General features: G+C 74.3%; 17 protein-coding genes. 13 read left to right on the top strand and 4 right to left on the bottom strand.

The features are described 5' to 3' along the window. The first annotated feature begins 163 nt into the window (after positions 1-163). Positions 164-1522, top strand: coding sequence for a phosphoglucosamine mutase (gene glmM / locus IO36_RS37195; protein ID WP_037626950.1), 1359 nt, complete (start codon positions 164-166; stop codon positions 1520-1522). Between the two features lie 79 nt (positions 1523-1601). Here the strand turns inward: glmM and IO36_RS37190 are convergent, their stop codons facing one another. Together IO36_RS37190 and coaA are read right to left on the bottom strand one after the other, a co-directional pair. Beyond that, positions 1602-2555, bottom strand: coding sequence for a DUF389 domain-containing protein (locus IO36_RS37190; RefSeq protein WP_037626947.1), 954 nt, complete (start codon positions 2553-2555; stop codon positions 1602-1604). A gap of 40 nt (positions 2556-2595) precedes the next feature. Beyond that, positions 2596-3585, bottom strand: a complete 990-nt coding sequence (gene coaA, locus IO36_RS37185) for a type I pantothenate kinase (protein WP_037626945.1) — start codon at positions 3583-3585, stop codon at positions 2596-2598. A gap of 168 nt (positions 3586-3753) precedes the next feature. Here coaA and glmS point away from each other — a divergent pair, with 168 nt between their 5' ends. The 8 genes from glmS (at position 3754) to IO36_RS37145 (ending at position 13325) form a co-directional block, all read left to right on the top strand. Then, complete coding sequence (gene glmS, locus IO36_RS37180; RefSeq protein ID WP_037626943.1) at positions 3754-5601, top strand: glutamine--fructose-6-phosphate transaminase (isomerizing); 1848 nt, start codon at positions 3754-3756, stop codon at positions 5599-5601. Positions 5602-5652: 51 nt separating this feature from the next. Then, positions 5653-6024: a holo-ACP synthase gene (locus IO36_RS37175; RefSeq protein WP_037626940.1), complete on the top strand. Its 372-nt coding sequence runs from the start codon at positions 5653-5655 to the stop codon at positions 6022-6024. Between the two features lie 265 nt (positions 6025-6289). Further along, positions 6290-7720: an NAD(P)H-hydrate dehydratase gene (locus IO36_RS37170; RefSeq protein ID WP_107065894.1), complete on the top strand. Its 1431-nt coding sequence runs from the start codon at positions 6290-6292 to the stop codon at positions 7718-7720. Positions 7721-9268: 1548 nt separating this feature from the next. Further along, positions 9269-9829 (top strand): L,D-transpeptidase family protein, encoded by a 561-nt coding sequence (locus IO36_RS46505; RefSeq protein WP_051901227.1) that lies wholly within the window; start codon positions 9269-9271, stop codon positions 9827-9829. A 91-nt stretch (positions 9830-9920) separates the two neighbouring features. Continuing rightward, the gene (alr, locus tag IO36_RS37160; RefSeq protein WP_037626937.1) at positions 9921-11093 is read left to right on the top strand and encodes an alanine racemase; all 1173 of its coding nucleotides are present in this window, start codon (positions 9921-9923) and stop codon (positions 11091-11093) included. A gap of 140 nt (positions 11094-11233) precedes the next feature. After that, on the top strand, positions 11234-12469 hold the full coding sequence (locus tag IO36_RS37155) for an alpha/beta fold hydrolase (protein WP_037626935.1): 1236 nt from the start codon (positions 11234-11236) through the stop codon (positions 12467-12469). Continuing rightward, positions 12435-12968, top strand: coding sequence for a tRNA (adenosine(37)-N6)-threonylcarbamoyltransferase complex ATPase subunit type 1 TsaE (gene tsaE / locus IO36_RS37150; RefSeq protein ID WP_037626934.1), 534 nt, complete (start codon positions 12435-12437; stop codon positions 12966-12968). Before IO36_RS37155 ends, tsaE begins: the two co-directional genes overlap by 35 nt. 168 nt (positions 12969-13136) lie before the next feature. Continuing rightward, positions 13137-13325, top strand: coding sequence for a hypothetical protein (locus tag IO36_RS37145; RefSeq protein WP_037626932.1), 189 nt, complete (start codon positions 13137-13139; stop codon positions 13323-13325). A 61-nt stretch (positions 13326-13386) separates the two neighbouring features. On the opposite strand, the gene IO36_RS37140 is transcribed toward IO36_RS37145, so the two are convergent. Next, positions 13387-13944 (bottom strand): hypothetical protein, encoded by a 558-nt coding sequence (locus IO36_RS37140; RefSeq protein WP_078943681.1) that lies wholly within the window; start codon positions 13942-13944, stop codon positions 13387-13389. Positions 13945-14054: 110 nt separating this feature from the next. Here IO36_RS37140 and tsaB point away from each other — a divergent pair, with 110 nt between their 5' ends. The 4 genes from tsaB to IO36_RS37120 are packed head-to-tail and all read left to right on the top strand — an operon-like array spanning position 14055 to position 16540. After that, entirely contained in the window at positions 14055-14708 is a 654-nt protein-coding gene (gene tsaB, locus IO36_RS37135; protein ID WP_037626927.1) for a tRNA (adenosine(37)-N6)-threonylcarbamoyltransferase complex dimerization subunit type 1 TsaB, read from the top strand. A 17-nt stretch (positions 14709-14725) separates the two neighbouring features. Then, positions 14726-15199, top strand: coding sequence for a ribosomal protein S18-alanine N-acetyltransferase (rimI, locus tag IO36_RS37130; RefSeq protein WP_051901262.1), 474 nt, complete (start codon positions 14726-14728; stop codon positions 15197-15199). Then, positions 15192-16289, top strand: a complete 1098-nt coding sequence (gene tsaD, locus IO36_RS37125) for a tRNA (adenosine(37)-N6)-threonylcarbamoyltransferase complex transferase subunit TsaD (protein WP_037626922.1) — start codon at positions 15192-15194, stop codon at positions 16287-16289. The genes rimI and tsaD overlap by 8 nt, the downstream gene beginning before the upstream one ends. Continuing rightward, on the top strand, positions 16286-16540 hold the full coding sequence (locus tag IO36_RS37120; RefSeq protein WP_037626920.1) for a hypothetical protein: 255 nt from the start codon (positions 16286-16288) through the stop codon (positions 16538-16540). Before tsaD ends, IO36_RS37120 begins: the two co-directional genes overlap by 4 nt. A gap of 102 nt (positions 16541-16642) precedes the next feature. On the opposite strand, the gene IO36_RS37115 is transcribed toward IO36_RS37120, so the two are convergent. After that, positions 16643-18949, bottom strand: a complete 2307-nt coding sequence (locus IO36_RS37115; RefSeq protein ID WP_037626919.1) for a beta-xylosidase/alpha-l-arabinosidase — start codon at positions 18947-18949, stop codon at positions 16643-16645. Positions 18950-18969 lie beyond the last annotated feature (20 nt).

Raw genomic sequence — 18969 nt, 5'->3', positions numbered from 1 at the left:
GTAGCTCCGAACGCCCCGGCGGCACGTCATCGTGCTGCCGGGGCGTTCGTTTATCACAGTGGTTGGGCGTATAACGGCACAAGGTGCTCAAAGGCTCATGTGATCGGATGACTCCGTATCCTGCGGGGGACTTCCGTACTCTGCAGCTTTCTCAGGAGGACAAGTGGGACGACTCTTCGGCACGGACGGCGTGCGTGGTGTCGCCAACGCGGATCTGACGGCCGAGCTCGCGCTCGGGCTCTCCGTTGCGGCGGCGCACGTACTCGCCGAGGCGGGCACGTTCGAAGGCCACCGGCCCGTCGCGGTGGTCGGGCGGGATCCGCGCGCGTCCGGGGAGTTCCTGGAGGCCGCCGTGGTCGCCGGCCTCGCCAGCGCCGGAGTGGACGTCCTTCGGGTCGGCGTGCTGCCCACCCCCGCGGTGGCGTACCTCACCGGGTCGCTCGGCGCCGACCTCGGTGTGATGCTCTCCGCCAGCCACAACGCCATGCCCGACAACGGCATCAAGTTCTTCGCGCGCGGAGGGCACAAGCTCGCCGACGAGCTGGAGGACCGGATCGAGCGCGTCTACGAGGAGCACCGCACCGGCGCTCCCTGGGACCGCCCCACCGGCTCCGGCGTCGGCCGCGTGAACACCTATGACCAGGGCTTCGACCAGTACGTCGCCCACCTCATCGGTGTCCTCCCGAACCGCCTCGACGGTCTGAAGGTCGTCCTCGACGAGGCGCACGGCGCCGCCGCCCACGTCTCGCCCGAGGCCTTCCGGCAGGCCGGTGCCGAGATCGTCACCATCGGCGCGGAGCCCGACGGGCTCAACATCAACGACGGCTGCGGCTCCACCCACCTGGGCCTCCTCAAGGCCGCCGTCGTCGAGCACGGCGCCGACCTCGGCATCGCGCACGACGGCGACGCCGACCGCTGCCTCGCGGTGGACCACACCGGCGAGGAGATCGACGGCGACCAGATCCTGGCCGTCCTCGCGCTCGCGATGCGGGAGCGGTCCGTCCTGCGCTCCGACACCGTTGTCGCCACCGTCATGTCCAACCTGGGCTTCAAGCTCGCCATGGAGCGCGAGGGTCTCGCCCTCGTCCAGACGGCGGTCGGCGACCGCTACGTCCTGGAGGAGATGAAGCGGCACGACTTCGCCCTCGGCGGCGAGCAGTCCGGGCACGTCATCATCCTCGACCACGCCACCACCGGCGACGGCACGCTCACCGGCCTGCTGCTGGCGGCCCGCGTCAGCCAGACCGGCCGGACGCTCCGGGACCTCGCCTCGGTCATGGAGCGGCTGCCGCAGGTCCTCATCAACGTCCCCGACGTGGACCGCACCCGGGTGAACACCTCCTCCGAGCTGGCCGCCGCCGTCGCCGACGCGGAGCAGGAACTCGGCACCACGGGACGGGTGCTGCTGCGCCCCTCCGGCACCGAGCCGCTGGTCCGCGTCATGGTCGAGGCCGCCGACATCGACCACGCCCGCTCGGTGGCCGCCCGCCTCGCCGACGCCGTGAAGTCGGCACTCGGCTAGTACCGCCCGAGCCGTGAGGCCCGGCACCTCCGGGTGCCGGGCCTCACGGCTGTGCGCGTTCCGCGCTCGGGGCGTCTTCTCACCTGGCCGGGTCCGGCACCAGGTCCCGGCGCCCGCGCCGCAGCGCCCAGAACCGCTTCTGGGCCATCAGCGTGAGCGTGCCGGCGACCACGATGCCGAGCAGGTTGAACAGCAGCTGCTTGGTGGAGCCCCAGGTCTGGCCCATGTCGCCGTAGCTCAGGGCCACCGCGGCGTTGGCGGCTGCCGGAACCGTCGTCACGGAGATCGCGACACCGACCAGGGCCCCCGACTTGGCCGATGTCAGCGACAGCATGCCGGCCGCGCCGGCGAGCACCGCGACGACGAAGGAGAACCAGTCCGGGGCGTAGACGAACCCCGTGTTGGGGCGAGCGCCCTCCAACTGCGCCTCGCTGAACAGGCCCACAGCGTCCATGAACAGGCTGAAGAGCACCGTCACGGCCATGGCGATCGCGAAGCCGGCCAGCAGCGCCGTCAGGGAGCGCAGGGCCAGACGCCGCCCCCGCTGCACGATCGCCGTGCACAGTCCGGCCAGCGGGCCGAACTCCGGCCCCACGGCCATGGCGCCCACGATCAGCACCGCGTTGTCGAGCACCACACCGCAGGCCGCGATCATCGTGGCGATGGTGATGAACGCGACGTAGGTGACCGACAGCGTCGACTCCTCGTGCGTGGCCTCCTCCAGGTGCTCCCAGAGCACCGCGTCGACCCCCTCGCCCGGGGCCTCGGCCTCCGCCCGGTCGGCGCGCTCGGACAGGGACAGGTCGATGTCCTCGACCGCGATCGAGCCCCTGCGGTCGATGTCCTTCTCGCGCAGGCCGCGGATGAGTTCGTCCCCCGCCTCGCGGGCGACGTCGCACATGACGACGTCGCCCACCGGGTTGCGGGCGGCGCCGGGAAGCACGACGAGGTGCGTGGTGCCGACCGTCTCCTCGATCAGTCGTACGACGTCGTCGGTCCGGTCGGCCGGGGTGATCAGGCGCAGGTGCAGCATGGCCGCAGACTAGTCGGCGCAGCCGGAGCGCCGTCGGGGTCTACAGCTTGCGCAGGCTCAGGCGCTGGACCTTGTGGTCCGGGCCCTTGCGTACGACGAGGGTCGCGCGACCGCGGGTGGGGGCCACGTTCTCCAGCAGGTTGGGCTTGTTGATGGTGCGCCAGGTCGTCCGGGCGTAGTCCAGGGCCTCCTCCTCGGAGACCTGGGTGTACTTGCGGAAGTACGAGTCGGGCTTCTGGAAGGCCGTCGCCCGCAGCTTGCGGAAGCGGTTCAGGTACCAGCGCTCGATGTCCTCGGGACGGGCGTCGACGTACACGCTGAAGTCGAAGTAGTCCGCGAGGCCGACCCGGGTGCGCCCGTCCTTGCCGGGCAGCGCCGGCTGGAGCACGTTCAGGCCCTCGACGATGAGGATGTCGGGGCGGCGGACGGTGAGCCGCTCGCCGGGCACGATGTCGTAGATCAGGTGCGAGTAGACGGGCGCCGTCACCTCGTCCTTGCCCGCCTTGATGTCGGCGACGAACCGGGTCAGCGCCCGGCGGTCGTACGACTCGGGGAAGCCCTTGCGGGACATCAGCCCGCGCGCCTCCAGTTCCCGGGTGGGGAGCAGGAAGCCGTCCGTGGTGACCAGTTCGACGCGGGGATGCTCGGGCCAGCGGGAGAGCAGTGCCTGGAGCAGTCGGGCGACCGTGGACTTGCCGACGGCCACGGAACCCGCGACGCCTATGACGAACGGGGTGCCGGACTGCGACCCCGTCTCGCCCAGGAAGGTGTTGAGCGCACCCCTGAGCCCGTCCGTGGCGCCGATGTACAGGTTCAGCAGCCGTGACAGCGGCAGATAGATGTCCCGCACCTCGTCGAGGTCGATGACATCGCCCAGACCGCGCAGCTTCTCGACCTCCTCGGCGTTCAGCGGGAGCGGCGTCTTTTCGCGCAGCGCGCTCCACTCGGCACGGGTGAGGTCGACGTAGGGAGTCGCCTCCGGCTTGGACCGGTGGGCGCTCCGCGGCGACGAGGAGACCGGAGAGATCACAGTCCATTGTTAACGGAGTTTGAACGGGGTGGAGGGTGGGGTGCGTCACGCGGGGTGACAGGCGCGGGAACGGCGGAGCCCTCCGGGCGGCGCCGAGGGCGGTCAAAATTTCCGATATCGGGCACGGTGAGCCTGATTCGGGACGGCCGTGGACCGTACGCTGCCGCCATGTGCGGAATCGTGGGTTATGTGGGGTCGCAGTCGGCGCTCGACGTGGTGATGGCCGGACTGAAGCGACTCGAGTACCGGGGATACGACTCGGCGGGTGTCGCCGTCCTGGCGGACGGGGGCCTCGCCGTCGCGAAGAAGGCCGGGAAACTGGTCAACCTGGAGAAGGAGCTGAGCGGCAGGCCGCTGCCGGCCGGGACGACGGGCATCGGACACACCCGCTGGGCCACCCACGGAGGCCCCACGGACACCAACGCCCATCCGCACCTCGACAACGCGGGCCGGGTCGCCGTCGTCCACAACGGCATCATCGAGAACTTCGCCCTGCTGCGCGCCGAACTGGCCGAGCGGGGCCACGACCTGGCCTCCGAGACGGACACCGAGGTGGTCGCTCACCTGCTCGCCGAGGAGTACTCCTCGTGCGCCGACCTCGCCGAGGCCATGCGGCTGGTGTGCCGGCGCCTGGAGGGCGCGTTCACCCTGGTCGCGGTGGACGCCGACGAGCCCGACGTGGTGGTCGGCGCGCGCCGCAACTCACCGCTGGTGGTCGGCGTCGGCGAGGGCGAGGCGTTCCTCGCCTCGGACGTCGCCGCGTTCATCGCCCACACCCGGTCGGCGATCGAACTGGGACAGGACCAGGTGGTCGAACTGCGCCGGGACGGCGTACGGGTCACCGGGTTCGACGGCAGCCCCGCCGACGTCCGCTCGTACCACGTCGACTGGGACGCGTCGGCGGCCGAGAAGGGCGGCTACGACTACTTCATGCTGAAGGAGATCGCCGAACAGCCCAAGGCGGTCGCCGACACCCTGCTGGGACGGATCGACGCGGCCGGCTCGCTGACCCTCGACGAGGTGCGCATCCCGGTACGGGCGCTGCGCGAGGCCGACAAGGTCGTCATCGTCGCCTGCGGGACCGCCTTCCACGCCGGGCTGATCGCCAAGTACGCCATCGAGCACTGGACGCGCATCCCCTGCGAGGTGGAGCTGGCCAGCGAGTTCCGCTACCGGGACCCGATCCTGGACCGGCAGACGCTCGTCATCGCGATCTCGCAGTCAGGCGAGACCATGGACACGCTCATGGCGCTGCGGCACGCCCGGGAGCAGGGCGCCAGGGTGCTGGCGATCTGCAACACCAACGGCTCGACGATCCCTCGCGAGTCCGACGCGGTGCTGTACACGCACGCGGGCCCCGAGGTCGCCGTCGCCTCCACCAAGGCGTTCCTGACCCAGCTGGTGGCCTGCTACCTGGTGGCGCTGTACCTGGGCCAGGTCCGCGGCACGAAGTGGGGCGACGAGATCCAGGCCGTCATCCGGGAGCTGTCCCGCATCTCCCGCGAGGTCGAGCGGGTCCTGGAGACCATGGAGCCCGTACGGGAGCTCGCGCGCTCCCTCGCCGACAAGGACACCGTGCTGTTCCTCGGGCGGCACGTCGGCTATCCGGTCGCCCTGGAGGGCGCCCTGAAGCTCAAGGAACTGGCGTACATGCACGCCGAGGGCTTCGCGGCGGGGGAGCTGAAGCACGGGCCCATCGCGCTGATCGAGGACGACATGCCGGTCGTGGTCGTCGCCCCGTCGCCGCGCGGACGCTCGGTCCTGCACGACAAGATCGTCTCCAACATCCAGGAGATCCGGGCCCGGGGCGCCCGCACGATCGTCATCGCGGAGGAGGGCGACGAGGCGGTCGTCCCGTACGCCGACCACCTGATCCGCATCCCGGCCACCCCCACCCTGCTCCAGCCGCTCGTGTCGACGGTCCCGCTCCAGGTGTTCGCCTGCGAACTGGCGACCGCCCGGGGCAACGAGGTGGACCAGCCGCGCAACCTGGCGAAGTCCGTGACCGTGGAGTGAGCGGCGCGGGCGTGTGAGGCCACGGCGGGGGCCGCCCTCTAGGGTGCCGACATGAGCATCATCGGGGTCGGAATCGACGTGGCCGAGATCGACCGGTTCCGGGCGTCACTGGAGCGGACGCCCGGGCTGGCCGAACGCCTCTTCCTGGAGAGCGAGTTGCTGCTGCCCAGCGGTGAACGCCGGGGCATCGCCTCGCTCGCCGCGCGCTTCGCGGCGAAGGAGGCCCTGGCCAAGGCGCTCGGCGCCCCGGCCGGGCTGTACTGGACGGACGCCGAGGTCTATGTGGAGGACAGCGGCCGGCCACGGCTGCGGGTGAAGGGCACGGTGGCGGCCCGCGCCGCCGAACTGGGCGTGAGCTCCTGGCACGTGTCGCTCAGTCACGACGCGGGGGTGGCCTCGGCGGTGGTGGTGGCGGAGGGGTAGCCGGGCCCCGGGGAGCACGGGCGCCCCGGGGGAGCCGGGGAAGTCACCACGAGGTCGGTTCGCAGGTCAGGGCGCGGCGGGGGTTCCCGGACCGGCTCGGGGCCGCGTGATGCGCCGCCCGTACGGTTCGGAGCCCGCGTGGTGCGGAGCCGTACGGTTCGGAGCTCGCGTGGCGGGGTTTTCGCACGGTTCGGAGCCGCACGGTTCCGAACCGCCTCGTGCGGGGAGCGCGCAGCGCCCGGGCCGGTGCGGGAGACTCGGCGTCATGCGTACTGCGTACTGCGTGGAGACCGTGAGGGCCGCCGAGCGGGAGCTGATGGCACGGCTTCCCGAGGGGGCGTTGATGCAGCGGGCGGCCGCGGGACTCGCCGCCGCCTGCGCGGACCTGCTGGGCCGGGTGTACGGCCGCCGGGTCGTGCTGCTGGTGGGCAGCGGGGACAACGGCGGCGACGCCCTGTACGCCGGGGCACGCCTCGCCCGGCGCGGGGCCGGGGTCACCGCCGTACTGCTCGCCCCCGGGCGGACCCATCCGGGAGGACTGGCGGCCCTGCTGCGCGCCGGAGGCACCTCGGCCGCGCCCGACGCCGCCGAACCGCTCCTGAGGCGGGCCGACCTCGTGGTCGACGGCATCGTCGGGATCGGCGGCAAGGGCGGTCTGCGGCCCGAGGCGGCGCGGCTGGCCGAACTCGCCGACGCCTCCCGGGCGGCCGTCGTCGCCGTCGACCTGCCGAGCGGGGTCGAGGCGGACACCGGGGAGGTGCTCGGCGCGGCCGTCCGCGCGGACCTCACCGTCACCTTCGGCACCCACAAGCCGGGGCTGCTCGTCGATCCGGCGCGCGGGTACGCCGGGTCCGTACGCCTCGTCGACATCGGACTCGACCTGCCGGACCCGGCCGACCTGGAGGCGCTCCAGCACGCCGATGTGGCGGCGCGGCTGCCGTTCCCCGGCGCGGAGAGCGACAAGTACCGGCGCGGGGTCGTCGGGATCGCCGCCGGGTCCGCCCGCTACCCCGGGGCCGCGGTGCTCGCCGTCGCCGGGGCGCTGCGCGGGGGTGCGGGCGCGGTGCGGTACGTCGGGCCCGCCGCGGACGCCGTCATCGCGCGCTTCCCCGAGACGCTGGTGTCCGGCGAGGGTCCGGCCAGGGCGGGCCGGGTGCAGGCCTGGGTGGTGGGGCCCGGCGCCGGGGAGGACGCCACGGCGGTCGCGGAGGTGCTGGACGCGGACGTACCGGTGCTGGTGGACGCGGACGGGCTGCGGCTCGCCGACCGGGGGGCCGTACGGGCCCGCACCGCGCCCACGCTCATGACTCCGCACGCCGGGGAGGCGGCCGCGCTGCTCGGGGTCGCCCGGGAGGCGGTCGAGGAGGCCCGGCTGGCCTCCGTACGGGAGCTGGCGGGGCTGTACGGGGCGACGGTCCTGCTCAAGGGGGCGACGACGCTGGTCGCCGATCCCACGGGCGGCGCGGTACGGGTGAACGCCACCGGGACGGCGTGGCTGGCCACCGCGGGGAGCGGGGACGTGCTGTCGGGCCTGGCGGGGTCGCTGCTCGCCTCCGGCCTCTCCGCCCTCGACGCCGGAAGCGTGGCCGCGTACCTCCACGGCCTGGCCGGCCGCTTCGCCGCGGACGGCGCCCCCGCGGGAGCCCACGACGTGGCCGATGCCATCCCGGAGGCCTGGCGCGACACGCTCGCCTGACCGGCGTGGCGGGGCCCGGCTCACCCCTACGGGCCCAGGGCTCGACCTGGCAGGGCATGTCCCTGGGCCGGCTGCCCAGCTTGGCTCGCCCGTCGCCTCCTCTGCCCCGCGTCCCGGCGTGGCAGGGCCCGGGTTTGGGCGCGGTTGGGCATGTCCCGGGTGCGGCTGCCCGGTTCGGCGCGCCCGTTGCCCGGTCCGCACCCGTGTCCCGGCGTCGCAGGCCCCGGGCTCGGCGCGGTTGGGCGTGTCCCGGCTCGGCTGCCCGGTTCGGCGCGATCGTCGCTGGTCTGCCCCTGCGTCCCGGAGTCGCAGGCCCCGGGCTCGACCTGGCAGGGCATGCCCCCCGGGGCGGCAGCCTTGCTCGGTGAGACCGTCGCCTCGTCTGCCCCGCGTCCCGGCGTGGCGGGGCCTGGGCTCGGCCCGGTTGGGCGTGTCCCGGGTACGGCTGCCCGGTTCGGCGCGATCGTCGCTGGTCTGCCCCTGCGTCCCGGCGTGGCTGGGCCCGGGCTCGACCTGGCAGGGCATGTCCCCGGGGCGGCTGCCTTGCTCGGTGAGACCGTCGCCCGGTCCGCGCCCGTGTCCCGGCGTGGCGGGGCCCGGGTGGGCGCCCGCTGCCCGGTTCACGCCGGTGGGTCCGGGACTCGGGCCGCTGTCGTGTGGGCCCGGGCGGCGGGCTGCTCGGTGCGGCGCCCTCGCCTGACCTGCTTCGACGCGGACGACGGGGGCGTTGCACAGATCGGGGGACCCTGTGCGCGCGGCGCGGGCCGGGGGCGGGCGGGGTTGCGTATGCCTGTTCGCGTGATGAACAGACGAAGTGCCTGCCGGGGGATCGCGTTGCTGCTGGCGGTGGCGGCGGCCATGCCCATGGGAACGGTGGCCGCCTCGGCGACACCGCTGCCGCCCTCCGCCTCCGGGCGCGTCGGCGAGCCGTGGCCAGGCACGGCGGGAGGCTCCCGCCTGTCCTGGCCGGGCGGCACCCCCGGCGGCCGGATACTGCCGACGGCCGAGCGGGCCCCGGTCCTGCCCGGCTCGGGGCGAGACGGGTCCGGAGCCGTGGTCCCCGGGCGGGGTGGCTCCGGAGCGGTGACCCCCGGGTGGGGCGGACATGCTCCCGCCGGGTCCTCGCGGGGCGGTTCCGGGCGCGCCGACTCCGTACCGGCGGCTTCCTGGCGGAGCGGTTCCGGGTCGGTCGCAGCCCGACCGGACGGGTCCTCGCCGGACGGGGCGGTGCCCTCCTGGGCCGGACGGGCCGCGCAAGCCGGGCAGGCCGGGCGGGCCGGGCAGGTCGGGCGGGCCGGGCAGGTCGGGGCCGGGCAGGTCGGGCAGGGCGGATCCGGGCAGGTCGGGCAGGGCGGATTCGGGCAGGTCGGGGCCGGGCACGGCGGGGCCGGGCTCGGTGGTCGGGTGTCGCCGGGGGCCGCGCCCGGTGGGTTCGGGCCGGGCACCTCGGTGCCGGCCGGTAACGGGCGTGTCGGGGCCGGGCCGGGAAGGGCGGGTGCCGGCGGCCGTGGGCATGCGCGGGTGGCGGCGGAGTGCGGGAATGGCGGGGTGTATCAGCGGCGGGTCGAGCGGTGGCTGCGGTTGAAGGCGGACGGCAGGCAGTCCGCGGCCGACTGCCGGGCCATCCGCGCGTTCCAGCGGAAGCACGGCGTAGAGCCCGCCACCGGCGAAGCGGGAGCGGCGACCTGGGCCCGGATGCGGAAGCTCTCCGCCGGCGCCGCCCGGGGCACCCACGGCTGCCCGGCCCGCTCGTACCGGGTCGCCTGCGTGGACCTCGACCACCAGCGCACCTGGGTGCAGCAGCGGGGCCGGGTCGTGTTCGGCCCGGTGCCGATGCGCAGCGGCGGGGTCAGGCACCCCACCCGCACCGGCTGGTTCCGGATCTTCTGGAGACACCGCCACCACTGGTCGACCCTGTACAACAGCCCGATGCCGTACGCCCAGTTCTTCAGCGGCGGCCAGGCCTTCCACGCCGTCCGCGGCAGCATCCGCACGGTCGGCGGCTCGATGGGCTGCGTGAACCTGCGGCTCGCCGACGCCCGCGGGCTCTGGAAGGCGCTCAGGACGGGCGACCACGTCTACGTGTGGGGCCGAAGGCCGCGCCGTTAGCGGCCGGGGCGCCCGCCGGGCCCGGTCCCCGTACCCGTCCCGGGGACCGGCGCCGGAGCGCCGCCGCGCGCCTCTGAGAGACTGGGGCGCGATGACAGAGACAGCACACCCGCGGACCGCGCCCCTGCGCGCCCGCGCCGAGATCGATCTGGCCGCCGTGCGCGCCAACGTACGGGCGCTGCGTGCCCACGCGCCGACCGCGGCCCTGATGGCCGTGGTCAAGTCCGACGCGTACGGCCACGGCGCGGTCCAGTGCGCCCGCGCCGCGCGCGAGGCGGGCGCCACCTGGCTCGGCACGGCCACCCCGGAGGAGGCCCTCGCCCTGCGCGCGGCCGGCCTGCCGGGCCGCGTCATGTGCTGGCTCTGGACCCCGGGCGGCCCCTGGGCCGAGGCGATCGAGGCCGACATCGACGTCTCGGTCAGCGGGATGTGGGCGCTGCGGGAGGCCGTGGCGGCCGCCGAGGCCGTCGGGACGCGGGCCAGGGTGCAGCTCAAGGCCGACACCGGACTCGGCCGCGCCGGCTGCCAGCCCGCCGACTGGGCGGAGCTCGTGGCCGCGGCCCTCGCCGCCGAGGCGCGCGGCCTGATCACCGTCACCGGACTGTGGTCCCACTTCGCCTGCGCCGACGAGCCGGGCCACCCCTCGATCCAGGCCCAGCTCGCGCTCTTCCGCGAGATGGTCGCGTACGCCGAGGAGCAGGGGGTGCGCCCCGAGGTGCGGCACATCGCCAACTCGCCCGCGACGCTGACCCTCCCCGAGAGCCACTTCGACCTCGTACGGACCGGGATCGCGGTCTACGGGATCTCGCCGAGCCCCGAGCTCGGCACCCCCGCCGACTTCGGCCTGCGCCCGGTGATGACGCTCAGCGCCTCGCTCGCGCTGGTCAAGCACGTACCGGCCGGCCACGGCGTGAGCTACGGCCATCACTACGTCACCCCGGGCGAGACCACCCTCGGCCTCGTCCCCGTCGGCTACGCGGACGGTGTCCCCCGGCACGCCTCGGGCACCGGCCCCGTCCTGGTCGGCGGCAAGTGGCGCACCGTCGCGGGCCGGGTCGCCATGGACCAGTTCGTCGTCGACCTCGGCGGCGACGAGCCCGAACCCGGCGCCCCCGCGGTGCTGTTCGGCCCCGGCGACGGCGGCGAGCCCACCGCCGAGGACTGGGCCCGCGCGGCGGGCACGATCGCGTACGAGATCGTGACCCGCATCGGAACCCGCGTTCCGCGCGTCTACGTGAAGGTGAAAGAGGAACAAGGCGGGTAACACCCCTTAGCCGAACAGACGCGCGGGCCCGGCGAGCGAACAGCGGCGGGCGGCACACGGCGGGCGGGAGCCCGGACGGCGCGCGCACAGCCCAGAGCCGACAGCGGACAGCCGAGAGCCGGAGCGAAGAGGAGCGGGACGTGAGCGAGACCAGTGCGGAGGCCGTCGTGAGCGCGGCCTCGGCCGCCGCCTCCTCCGCCGGGAACTGGCGCAAGGCCGGCGTCGCCGGGGCCGCGATAGGCGTGGTCGCGGCGGGCGCCGCGGCCGGCGTCGCGATCGAGCGGCTCACCGTCGGGCGCGGCATGCGCAAGAAGGCGCGCCTGGCCCTCGACTCGACGGGACCGTACGGCACGCTGCGCGGCACGCCCGGCAAGGCGTACGCGGACGACGGCACCGAGCTCTACTACGAGATCGACGAGGCCGAGCCGGAGACCGCGCTCACCCCGCGCCGGCGCCGGCTGTTCGGCCGCAAGGCCCCCGCCCCGGTCACCGTCGTGTTCAGCCACGGCTACTGCCTGAACCAGGACTCCTGGCACTTCCAGCGCGCCGCGCTGCGCGGGGTCGTGCGCACGGTCCACTGGGACCAGCGCAGCCACGGGCGCTCCGGGCGCGGTGCGGCCCAGCTGGAGGACCGCAAGCCGGTCACCATCGACCAGCTCGGCCGCGATCTGCTGGCCGTCATCGAGGCGGCCGTGCCCGAGGGCCCGATCGTGCTGGTCGGCCACTCCATGGGCGGCATGACCGTCATGGCGCTGGCGGAGCAGTTCCCCGAGCTGATCCGCGACCGGGTCGTCGGCGTCGCCCTGGTCGGCACGTCGTCGGGGCGGCTCGGCGAGGTCAACTTCGGGCTGCCCGTCGCGGGCGTCGCCGCCGTGCGGCGCGTGCTCCCCGGGGTGCTCAAGGCGCTCGGGCAGCAGGCGGCCCTGGTGGAGCGGGGACGCCGGGCGACGGCCGACCTGTTCGCCGGGGTCATCAAGCGGTACTCGTTCGCGAGCCGGGACGTCGATCCGGCCGTCGTGCGCTTCGCCGAGCGGATGATCGAGGGCACGCCGATCGACGTGGTCGCCGAGTTCTACCCGGCGTTCACCGAGCACGACAAGACCGCGGCGCTGGCCCGCTTCGCCGAACTGCCCGTCCTCGTCCTCGCCGGGGTCAAGGACCTGGTGACCCCGAGCGAGCACAGCGAGGCCATCGCCGATCTGCTGCCGGACGCCGAACTGGTCCTCGTCCCCGACGCGGGACATCTGGTCATGCTGGAGCACCCCGAGGTCGTCACGGACCGCCTCGCCGACCTCCTGGTGCGCGCGGGAGCCGTGCCGGCAGGGGCTACCGTGGGCGGTTATGGAAGCACCAGCAGCAGCGCACAGCCCGGCTGAGCCCGCCCAGGACGGCGTCGGCGCGCAGATCACCGTCAACTCTCCCGGACAGATGCAGGAATTGGGCCGCAGACTGGCCGAGCTGCTGCGCGCGGGCGACCTCGTGATGCTGAACGGCGAGCTCGGCGCCGGCAAGACCACGCTGACCCGTGGACTCGGCGAGGGGCTGGGCGTCCGCGGCGCCGTCACCTCGCCGACCTTCGTCATCGCGCGCGTCCACCCCTCCCTCGGCGACGGACCGCCGCTGGTGCACGTGGACGCCTACCGCCTCGGCGGCGGGCTCGACGAGATGGAGGACCTCGACCTCGACGTCTCGCTCTCCGACTCCGTGATCGTCGTTGAGTGGGGCGAGGGCAAGGTCGAGGAGCTGACCGACGACCGGCTGCACGTGGTCATCCACCGGGCCGTCGGCGACACCACCGACGAGGTGCGGCACGTGACGGTCACCGGCCTCGGGCGCCGCTGGGCCGCCGCCGATCTGACCGCGCTCGCCGCCTGAGCCGGGCCCGGACCCCGCCCGTACGTCCGGCGCTCGTACATTCGGCCAACGTTCCGACAGGACGTCGGCAAAATATTGCGTTCCGTGTCCCGGCCGTGGTCACATGGACATCAGTACGTAGTTAGGTCTACCTAACCACGCTTGCCCCCGAAGCCCGAGGAGGCGTCCATGTCGGCATCAGAGTCGGCGGCAGTGCCGGCTTCAGCACACGACGTGCCGGCCCTGCCGCGCGCGGTGGCCGGGGTGTCGATGCGGGACCTGCTGGCGGCGTGCGCCGCGGCCGAGGCGGTGTCCAGGCCGCCGCTCGCGCCCGCCGTGGACGCCGGCGGAGCCGAGCGCCCGCGCCGCGCCGCCTGACGCCGGTACGCGGCCGGAAGGGCCCGGGGACTGCGGGACGGGAGGGCCCCGGCCCGGGGGACTACGGGACGACGACGACCTTCGCGCCCACCGTGGCGAACGCCCACATCGCGTTGCCGTCGGCGCGCGAGGCACGGATGCCGCCGAGCTTCTTGTCCGGGTCCGGCGCGTCCGTCGAGCCGTTCACCGCGGCGCTGAAGCCGATGGCGACGCCGTTGACCAGGGTGAACCGGACGACGTGCTCGATCTGCGTACCGTCGGAGCCGGTGACCGCGCCCGCGCGGGTGGTGACCGCGTAGCTGCCGGCGGCCGGGTCGACCGTGCCCGGGGTGACCTCGAAGGTGCGCTTCACCTTGTTGCCCCCGCCGACGAGCCACACCCGGTCGGCGCCCAGCGAGTAGACGACCCGCGCACCGCTGCCGGACGGGAGCGGCAGCGCGTTCGGGTCCTTCTTCTCGGCCTTGTGCGTCTTCGGGGCGGAGGACTTGGCCGTCGCGGTCGGGCTCGGCTTGCCCAGGGTGTCCGGAACGTTCGCGGATGCCTGGAAGGCGAGGAAGCCGACTGCCGCGAGCGCCGCCACGGTGAGCCCGGCCACGATTCCCGAGCTGCTCCTAGCCACCTTGTGTGCCCACCTCTCGACCTTCGTACGTCCTTGCTGTGACGGTAGCAGCCGAGGGACGGGAGTCCCGGGCGGCCTTGCTCCGGGCTCCGGCGCCGTACGCTGTTTGCGTGCTCTTGCTCGCTCTGGATACCGCCACCCCCGCCGTGACCGTCGCCCTGCACGACGGCACGTCCGTCATCGCCTCGTCGAGCCAGGTGGACGCGCGCCGGCACGGAGAGCTGCTGCTGCCCGCCGTCGACCGGGTGCTCACCGAGGCAGGCCTCGGACTGGACGCCGTCACCGGCATCGTCGTGGGCGTCGGCCCCGGCCCGTACACGGGGCTGCGCGTCGGCCTCATGACCGCCGACACGTTCGGCGTCGCGCTCGGCGTGCCCGTGCACGGCGTGTGCACGCTCGACGGGCTCGCGTACGCGGCCGACGTCGACGGGCCGTTCGTCGTCGCCACGGACGCCCGCCGCAAGGAGGTCTACTGGGCCCGCTACGCCGACCGCCGCACACGGCTGTCGGAGCCCGCCGTGGACCGCCCCGCCGAGATCGACCCGTCGGTCGCGGCCCTGCCCGCCGTCGGCGCGGGCGCCCTCCTGTACCCCGACGTCTTCGCGGACGCCCGCGCGCCCGAACACGTCTCGGCCGCGGCCCTGGCCGCGCTCGCCGCCGAACGGCTGGCCGCCGGCGAGGAGCTGGAGCCGCCGAGACCCCTGTACCTGCGCCGCCCGGACGCCCAGGTGCCCAAGAACTACAAGGTGGTCACCCCCAAGTGACCGTCGTGCTGCGCGAGATGCGCTGGTGGGACATCGATCCCGTCCTGGAGCTGGAGAAGGAACTGTTCCCCGTGGACGCCTGGTCCCGGGGCATGTTCTGGTCCGAACTGGCCCACGCCCGGGGGCCCGAGGCGACCCGGCGCTACCTGGTCGCCGCCGAGGGCGACCGGCTCGTCGGATACGCCGGGCTCGCCGCCTCGGGAGACCTGGGCGACGTGCAGACGATCGCGGTGCGGCAGGACCAGTGGGGCACCGGCCTCGGCGGCCGGCTGCTCACCGAACTGCTGCGGGCCGCGACCGACTTCGACTGCGCCGAGGTGATGCTGGAGTGCCGCGTGGACAACGTCCGCGCGCAGAAGCTCTACGAGCGCTTCGGCTTCGAGCCCATCGGCTTCCGGCGCGGCTACTACCAGCCGGGGAACGTGGACGCCCTCGTGATGCGCCTGCAGGACCCTTCGACCTCCGTACAAGGAACAGAGACCCATGGCTGACGAACCGCTCGTCCTCGGCATCGAGACCTCCTGCGACGAGACCGGCGTCGGCATCGTGCGCGGCACCACCCTGCTCGCCGACGCCATCGCGTCGAGCGTCGACGAGCACGCGCGCTTCGGCGGGGTCGTGCCCGAGGTCGCCTCCCGGGCGCACCTGGAGGCGATGGTCCCGACCATCGAGCGGGCGCTGAAGGAGGCGGGGGTGTCGGCCCGCGACCTGGACGGCATCGCGGTCACGGCGGGCCCCGGTCTCGCCGGCGCGCTGCTCGTCGGCGTCTCGGCGGCCAAGGCGTACGCCTACGCGCTCGGCAAGCCGCTGTACGGCGTCAACCACCTCGCCTCCCACATCTGCGTGGACCAGCTCGAGCACGGCGCGCTGCCGGAGCCGACGATGGCCCTGCTGGTGTCCGGCGGGCACTCCTCGCTGCTGCTGTCCACGGACATCACCTCCGACGTGCGGCCGATGGGCGCGACCATCGACGACGCGGCGGGCGAGGCCTTCGACAAGATCGCGCGCGTGCTGAACCTCGGCTTCCCCGGCGGCCCGGTCATCGACCGCTACGCCAAGGAGGGCGACCCGAACGCCATCACGTTCCCGCGCGGTCTCACCGGCCCGCGCGATCCGGCCTACGACTTCTCCTTCTCCGGTCTGAAGACCGCCGTGGCCCGCTGGATCGAGGCGAAGCGGGCGGCGGGGGAGGAGGTGCCGGTGCGCGACGTGGCCGCGTCCTTCCAGGAGGCCGTGGTGGACGTGCTCACCCGCAAGGCCGTCCGCGCGTGCAAGGACGAGGGCGTCGACCACCTCATGATCGGCGGCGGCGTGGCCGCGAACTCCCGGCTGCGGGTGCTCGCCCAGGAGCGCTGCGAGGCCGCCGGCATCCGGCTCCGGGTGCCGCGCCCCAAGCTGTGCACCGACAACGGCGCGATGGTCGCGGCCCTCGGCGCCGAGATGGTCGCCCGCAACCGGGCCGCCTCCGACTGGGACCTGTCGGCGGACTCCTCGCTGCCGGTGACCGACCCGCACGTGCCGGGGCGCGCGCACACGCACGATCACGTGCACGAGGTCGCGAAGGAGAACCTGTACCCGTGACCGTCGCGCTGATGTGGGAGGCACGGGCCGTCGCCGGCCGGGGCGAGGACCTGCTCGCCTGGGTACGGGAGCGCGAGATCCCCGGGGAGCCGCTGCGGCGGGAGATCCTGCGGGCGCCGCAGGACCGCGTCCTCGTCATCACCTGGTGGGACGCCCCGTACGACGCCGAACTTCCCGAACTTCCCGAGCCGGACGAGGACTTGGTCTCCCGGGCGGTGCACCGCTGGCGCTTCGAGCAGGTGGACCGCTGACGACGGCAGTACCTGCGTGCCGGTGACCCGGGCCCGCGCCGGACGCGCGGACCCGGGTCACCGGGGCCCGGCCCACGGGGACCGGGCCCTCCCCCCCCGGGATCAGGACACCGGCTCGACCTCGGTCTCGCAGCGCAGGTGCCGGTCCGTGCCCGGCCGTCGCACCGGCCCCGTCAGGTTCAGCCGGGCCGTGTGGCGCACGTCCGCGCTGGACGCGGCCAGCCGCAGCTCCAGGGCGCCCGGTTCGACGATCCGGGTGCCGGTGCGGTCGGCGAACGCCGCGAGGTCCGCGTGGAAGCGGAAGGTCACCCGGCGGGCCTCGCCCGGCGCCAGCTCGAGCCGCCGGTAGCCGATGAGCCGCACGTCCGGGCGGGTCACCGACGCCACCGGGTCGTGCAGATAGAGCTGGACGACCTCGGCGCCCGCGCGCCCACCGGTGTTGCGGACGGTCACCGCCACGTCGTACGAACCGTCCGTGCCGATCTCGGCCTCCGGAACCTCCGCCGCCTCCCAGGCGAACGTCGTGTACGAGCGGCCGTGGCCGAACGGGTACAGCGGCGTCGGGTCCAGGTTGCTGACCTCGTTCCGCAGGCCGAGCGGCGGCTGGAGATACGTCCACGGCTGGCCCCCCGGGTCCCGCGGCACGCTCACCGGCAGCCTGCCCGACGGGCCGACCCGGCCGGAGAGCACGCCCGCCACCGCGGGGCCGCCCTCCTCGCCCGGGAAGAACGCCTGGACGACTCCGCCGAGACGGTCCCGCCAGCGGCCCAGCGCGTACGGGCGGCCGGTGAGCAGCACCAGGACCACCGGTACCCCCGTCTCGAGCAGGGCGTCGAGGAGCTCGCCCTGGACACCCGGCAGACCGAGGTCGGCCACGTCGCAGCCCTCGCCGGAGGTGCCCCGGCCGAACAGCCCGGCGCGGTCGCCGAGGACCGCCACGCACACGTCGGCCTCGGCGGCCCGCGCCACCGCCTCCGCGAAACCGGACCGGTCCGGCTCCGTGACCCCGCAGCCCCGCGCGAACGTCACCTTGGCGTCCGGCAGTTCGGCGCGCAGCGCGTCGAGCACCGTCGGGATGTCCACGCCGGTGGGCACCTCCGGGTGGTGCGTGAGCACGTGCGAGGGGAACGAGTAGCAGCCGAGCATCGCGAGCGGGTCGTCCGCGCGCGGGCCGATCACCGCGATCCGGGTGTCCGGGGCCAGCGGCAGCACCCCGTCCGCGTTGTCCAGCAGGACCACCGACTCCTCGGCGAGCCGGCGCGCGAGCGCCCGGTTGCCGGGGGAGTCCAGGTCGACGGGGCGGCCGGTCTCCGGCCGCCAGTCCTCGTCCAGCAGGCCGAGTTCGCACTTCTGGAGCAGCACCCGGCGGGCCGCCCGGTCGACCAGCGACTCGGGGACGGTGCCCGCGCGGACGGCGGCCACCAGCGGTTCGCCGTAGCACTTCAGCGTGGGCAGCTCGACATCGACGCCGGCCTCCAGTGCCCGGTGCGCCGCCTCGGCCTCGCTGCCGGCCACGCGGTGCAGCGTCTGGAGGAACCCGACACCGAAGTAGTCCGAGACGACCGTGCCGGTGAAGCCCCACTGATCGCGCAGCAGCTCGGTCAGCAGGTACGGGTCGGCCGACGCCGGGACGCCGTCGGTGTCGTTGTAGGCGGCCATCACCGAACGGGCGCCGCCCTCGCGCAGCGCCATCTCGAACGGCGGCAGCGTGACGTCGGCGAGCTCGCGGGCGCCCGCCCGCACCGGCGCCAGGTTCCGGGCCCCGGCAGAGGCCGCGTACCCGGCGAAGTGCTTGAGCGTGGCCACGACCCCGGCCGACTCCAGGCCGCGCACATAGGCGGTGGCGACGGTGGCGACCAGGTACGGGTCCTCGCCGATCGTCTCCTCCACCCGGCCCCAGCGCAGGTCGCGCACCACGTCCAGGACCGGGGCGAGGCCCTGGTGGACCCCGACCGAGCGCAGGTCGTCGCCGATGCGCCGGCCCAGCTCCTCCACCAGCTCCGGGTCGAAGGCGGCGCCCCAGGCCAGCGGGACCGGGTACGCCGTCGCCTGCCAGGCCGTGAAGCCCGCCAGGCACTCCTCGTGGGCGACCGCCGGGATGCCGAAGCGGCCCGCCTCGGTGATCCGGCGCTGGGCGCGGGCAAGGGCCTGCGCGCCCAGCGCCGGGTCCACGGGGGCGGTGCCGAACGAGCGGGTGAGCTGGCCGAGCCCACGGGTGATCAGCTCGTCCCAGTCGTACGAGGAGGACATCTCGCTCTGGAGCGGGGCGACTCCGTCGCCGTCCGTGGCGGCGCCCACCCACACGCCGTAGAGCTGGGCGGTCTTCTCCTCCAGGGTCATCCTGACGAGCAGGTCGTCGACGCGGGTCGCGGCGGGCAGGGCGGGGTCGCGCCAGGGAGCGGGGGTCATGGAACTCCTGTCGGGGAAAG

It is taken from the genome of Streptomyces aureus (assembly GCF_000725495.1).
GTDB lineage: Bacteria > Actinomycetota > Actinomycetes > Streptomycetales > Streptomycetaceae > Streptomyces > Streptomyces aureus_B.
Note: the sequence above shows the minus strand (reverse complement) of the source record. Positions and strands in the feature narration are given on the sequence as shown.

Coding starts and splice junctions, on each gene's coding strand:
- IO36_RS37190 (WP_037626947.1), bottom strand. CDS start 2,555: ATGCTGCACCTGCGCCTGATCACCCCGGCCGACCGGACCGACGACGTC.
- glmS (WP_037626943.1), top strand. CDS start 3,754: ATGTGCGGAATCGTGGGTTATGTGGGGTCGCAGTCGGCGCTCGACGTG.
- IO36_RS37175 (WP_037626940.1), top strand. CDS start 5,653: ATGAGCATCATCGGGGTCGGAATCGACGTGGCCGAGATCGACCGGTTC.
- IO36_RS37170 (WP_107065894.1), top strand. CDS start 6,290: ATGCGTACTGCGTACTGCGTGGAGACCGTGAGGGCCGCCGAGCGGGAG.
- alr (WP_037626937.1), top strand. CDS start 9,921: ATGACAGAGACAGCACACCCGCGGACCGCGCCCCTGCGCGCCCGCGCC.
- tsaE (WP_037626934.1), top strand. CDS start 12,435: ATGGAAGCACCAGCAGCAGCGCACAGCCCGGCTGAGCCCGCCCAGGAC.
- IO36_RS37145 (WP_037626932.1), top strand. CDS start 13,137: ATGTCGGCATCAGAGTCGGCGGCAGTGCCGGCTTCAGCACACGACGTG.
- rimI (WP_051901262.1), top strand. CDS start 14,726: ATGCGCTGGTGGGACATCGATCCCGTCCTGGAGCTGGAGAAGGAACTG.
- tsaD (WP_037626922.1), top strand. CDS start 15,192: ATGGCTGACGAACCGCTCGTCCTCGGCATCGAGACCTCCTGCGACGAG.
- IO36_RS37115 (WP_037626919.1), bottom strand. CDS start 18,949: ATGACCCCCGCTCCCTGGCGCGACCCCGCCCTGCCCGCCGCGACCCGC.